Annotated in this window: 1 protein-coding gene; it reads left to right on the top strand. The window is 61.5% G+C overall.

The window, feature by feature from the left end:
- Positions 1-3,644, top strand: a 3,644-nt coding sequence (locus XalbCFBP2523_RS15490) for a non-ribosomal peptide synthetase (protein WP_146084128.1), incomplete at both ends; no start/stop codon positions are given.

Raw genomic sequence — 3,644 nt, 5'->3', positions numbered from 1 at the left:
TGTCCGGACAATCTGGCTTACGTCATCTACACCTCCGGTTCCACCGGCCAACCCAAGGGCACCTTGCTCACCCATGCCGGTGCCGCGCATTATTTGCAATGGGCCATCGCGACCTATCGGCCAACTCCCAGCGCGGTGGTGTCTTCTTCGCTGTCCTTCGATGCCACCTTGACCAGCCTGCTCGCCCCGTTGCTGTGCGGTGCGCAGGTCGAACTGCTGCCCGACCACGACACCCTCGATGCCTTGCGTCAACGCCTGTGCGATCCGACTCCGCTAGGCTTGGTCAAGCTTACCCCGGCGCATCTGGAAGTGCTCGGTCAGCAGTTGGCCGACCACCCAACACCGCTGAGCCCGTCAGTGATGGTGATCGGCGGCGAAGCGCTGCCGGCGGCCACGCTGGCCCGTTGGCAGACCCTCGCGCCCCATACCCGGCTGATCAACGAATACGGCCCGACCGAGACCGTGGTCGGTTGTGCGGTCCACACGACCACCGCTGACGATGCACATGCGTCCAACGGACGCGTGCCGATTGGTCAACCGATTGCGCATCTGCGTCTGTACGTGCTCGATGCACACGGGCAACACGCGCCGATTGGCGTGGCCGGTCACCTGCATATCGCTGGGCCGCAACTGGCGCGCGGGTATCTCGGTCGTGCCGATCTGACCGCCGAACGCTTCGTGCCCGATCCGTTCGCCGAACAGCCCGGCCAACGCATGTACCGCAGTGGCGATATCGCCTGCTGGCGTGCGGACGGCACGCTGGAGTATCTCGGCCGCAACGATGACCAGGTCAAACTACGCGGGTTCCGCATCGAACTGGGCGAAATCGCCGCCGCGCTACGCGCCTGCGCGGGCGTGCAGGATGCCGTCGTGTTGCTGCGCGAGGACCACCCGGGCGAACCGCGATTGGTGGCCTATCTGGTCGGCGATGTCGATGGTATTGCACTCAGCCCGGAGGCCATGCGTACCCAACTCGACGTGCGCCTGCCCGACTACATGTTGCCCACCGCTTACGTGCAACTGGAAACGCTGCCGTTGACCGCCAACGGCAAGCTGGATCGCAAGGCGTTACCAGCACCGGATGCAGCGGCCTATGCGGCGCGTGCATATGAAGCACCGCAGGGTGCCATCGAACAGGCCATTGCCGCGATCTGGGGCGACCTGCTCGGTCTGGAGACGATCGGTCGGCACGACAACTTCTTTGCACTTGGGGGACATTCCTTGTTGGCGGTGCGGGTCGCCTCGCGCTTGCGTCATGAGCTGGGTGCCGAGATCGGCGTGGCGGAGCTGTTTACGCATGCGACGCTCCAGCAGCTTGCCACGTGTGTTGCATCTTCGTCCGCTGCAGTCTTGCCGCAGATCCTGCCATTGGAGACGGATGCACCGCGCGTGTTGTCGTTCGCGCAGCAGCGGCTTTGGTTCCTCTCGCAGTTCGAGAGTGTTAGTCAGGCCTATCACATCAGCGGCGGTCTGCGTTTGCGTGGGGCGCTGGACACCCAGGCGTTGCAACGCGCCCTGGATCGTATCGTGGCTCGTCATGCGTCGCTGCGCACGACCTTTGTGTTGGTCGACGGGCAGGCGTTGCAGCAGATCGCGGCCAAGGACAGCGGCTTCCGGTTGATCGCTCACGATCTGCGCGATGTGCCCGAGTGCGAGACCGCATTGGAACGGTTATTGACCGACGAGGCGCAAACACCGTTCGCGCTCGAGTGCGGCCCGCTGATCCGTGGCGTGCTGGTACAGCTCGCCCAAGAAGAATACGTCTTCTTCGTGACCATGCACCACATCGTCTCGGACGGGTGGTCGATGGGGATTTTGATCAACGAGTTGAGCCTGCTGTATCGGGCGTTTGTACGTGGCGAAGCCGATCCGCTACCGCCGTTGCCGATCCAGTATGCCGATTATGCGAGCTGGCAGCGGCAATGGTTGACAGGCGAGGTGTTGCAGCAGCAGGCCAATTACTGGCGCGAGGCACTGTCCGGTGCGCCGGTGCTGCTGGAACTGCCGACGGATCGTCCGCGTCCAGCGCAGCAAGATCATGCCGGTGCGATGCTGGAGGTGGTCATCGGTCCGCAGCAGGCACAGGCGCTGAAGGAACTAAGCCAGCGGCATGGTTTGACGCTGTATATGACGTTACTGGCCAGTTGGGCACTGTTGTTGTTGCGTCTGTCCGGCCAGGACGATGTGGTCATCGGCAGCCCGGCGGCCAATCGTGGTCGCTCGGAGAGCGAGGGGCTGATCGGGTTCTTCGTCAACACGCTGGCGTTGCGGGTAGAACTGTCTGGCTCGCCGACGTTGGCGCAACTGCTGGCATCGGTGAAGGAACGTGCCCTGCAGGCACAGGCGCATCAGGATATTCCGTTCGAACAGGTGGTGGAATTGGTGCAGCCGCCGCGCAGTCTGGCGCATGCACCGTTGTTCCAGGTGATGTTCGCCTGGCAAAACACACCACAGGGCGAGTTGGATCTTGGCAACCTCGAAGCCAGCGGATTGGGCATTGCACAGACGAATGCACAGTTCGATCTGGCGTTGTCATTGGCCGAAAGCAAGGACGGGATCCTCGGCAGTTTGAACTATGCCACAGCGTTGTTCGAGCATGCGACGCTGAAGCGGTGGATGGGGCATTGGCAGCATCTGTTGAATGCGATGGTGGCCGAGGGTGCTGAAGATCGGGCAGTGGACCGTTTGCCGTTACTGGATGAGGTCGAGCGCCATCAGGTGCTGATGCAGTGGAATGCAACGGCAGCAGATTATCCGCGCGATGCCTGTGTGCACGAACTGTTCGAGGCGCAGGTGGCGCGGGATCCATCGGCCATCGCACTGGTGCAAGGCGAGGTGTCGCTGACATACGGCGAATTGAACGCACGGGCGAATCGGCTGGCCCATTACCTGTGCGCATTGGGCCTGCGCCCCGATAATCGCGTGGCAATCTGCGTACAGCGCAGCGTGGAGATGGTCGTGGCGCTGCTGGCAGTGTTGAAGGCCGGTGGTGCCTATGTGCCGCTGGACCCGGCTTATCCGCCGGAGCGGCTGACCTACATGCTCACAGATTGCGGCGCGGTAGCGGTGCTGACGGATGCCGCGAGCCGTCACCTAGTCCAGGACAGTGTCGCTTCGGCGGTGATCGTCGATCTGCAAGCCGATAGCGAATGCTGGGAGCAACTGCCGAACCACAATCTCGATCGTCATGCCAGTGGTCTGACTGCACGCCACCTAGCGTATGTCATCTACACCTCGGGATCGACTGGTGTGCCCAAGGGCGCGATGAATGAGCATCGCAGTGTCGTGAACCTGGCACTGGCTCAGATACGCGCGTTCAATGTCGAAAAAAACAGCCGTGTCATGCAGTTTTCCTCGCTGAGTTTTGATGCATTTGCTTCTGAGTTGTTTGTTTCGCTGTTTTGTGGAGCGTCACTGCATATCGCTGATCGAGGTGCGGTATTGGCAGGCGAAACGCTCACGAAAATATTGAGCGAACATCAGATTAGTCACGTCACACTACCACCTTCGGTATTGAATAACCTGCCTGAAAAGCCAGCGCTTTCCTGTCTAAAGACACTCGTCGTTGCCGGCGAGGCACTCTCTGCAAGCATCGTAGAACGTTGGGGCCAAGGCAGACGCCTGATCAATGCATACGGCCCCAC

This window comes from Xanthomonas albilineans (genome assembly GCF_002939705.1).
Taxonomy (GTDB): Bacteria; Pseudomonadota; Gammaproteobacteria; order Xanthomonadales; family Xanthomonadaceae; genus Xanthomonas_A; species Xanthomonas_A albilineans.
Note: the sequence above shows the minus strand (reverse complement) of the source record. Positions and strands in the feature narration are given on the sequence as shown.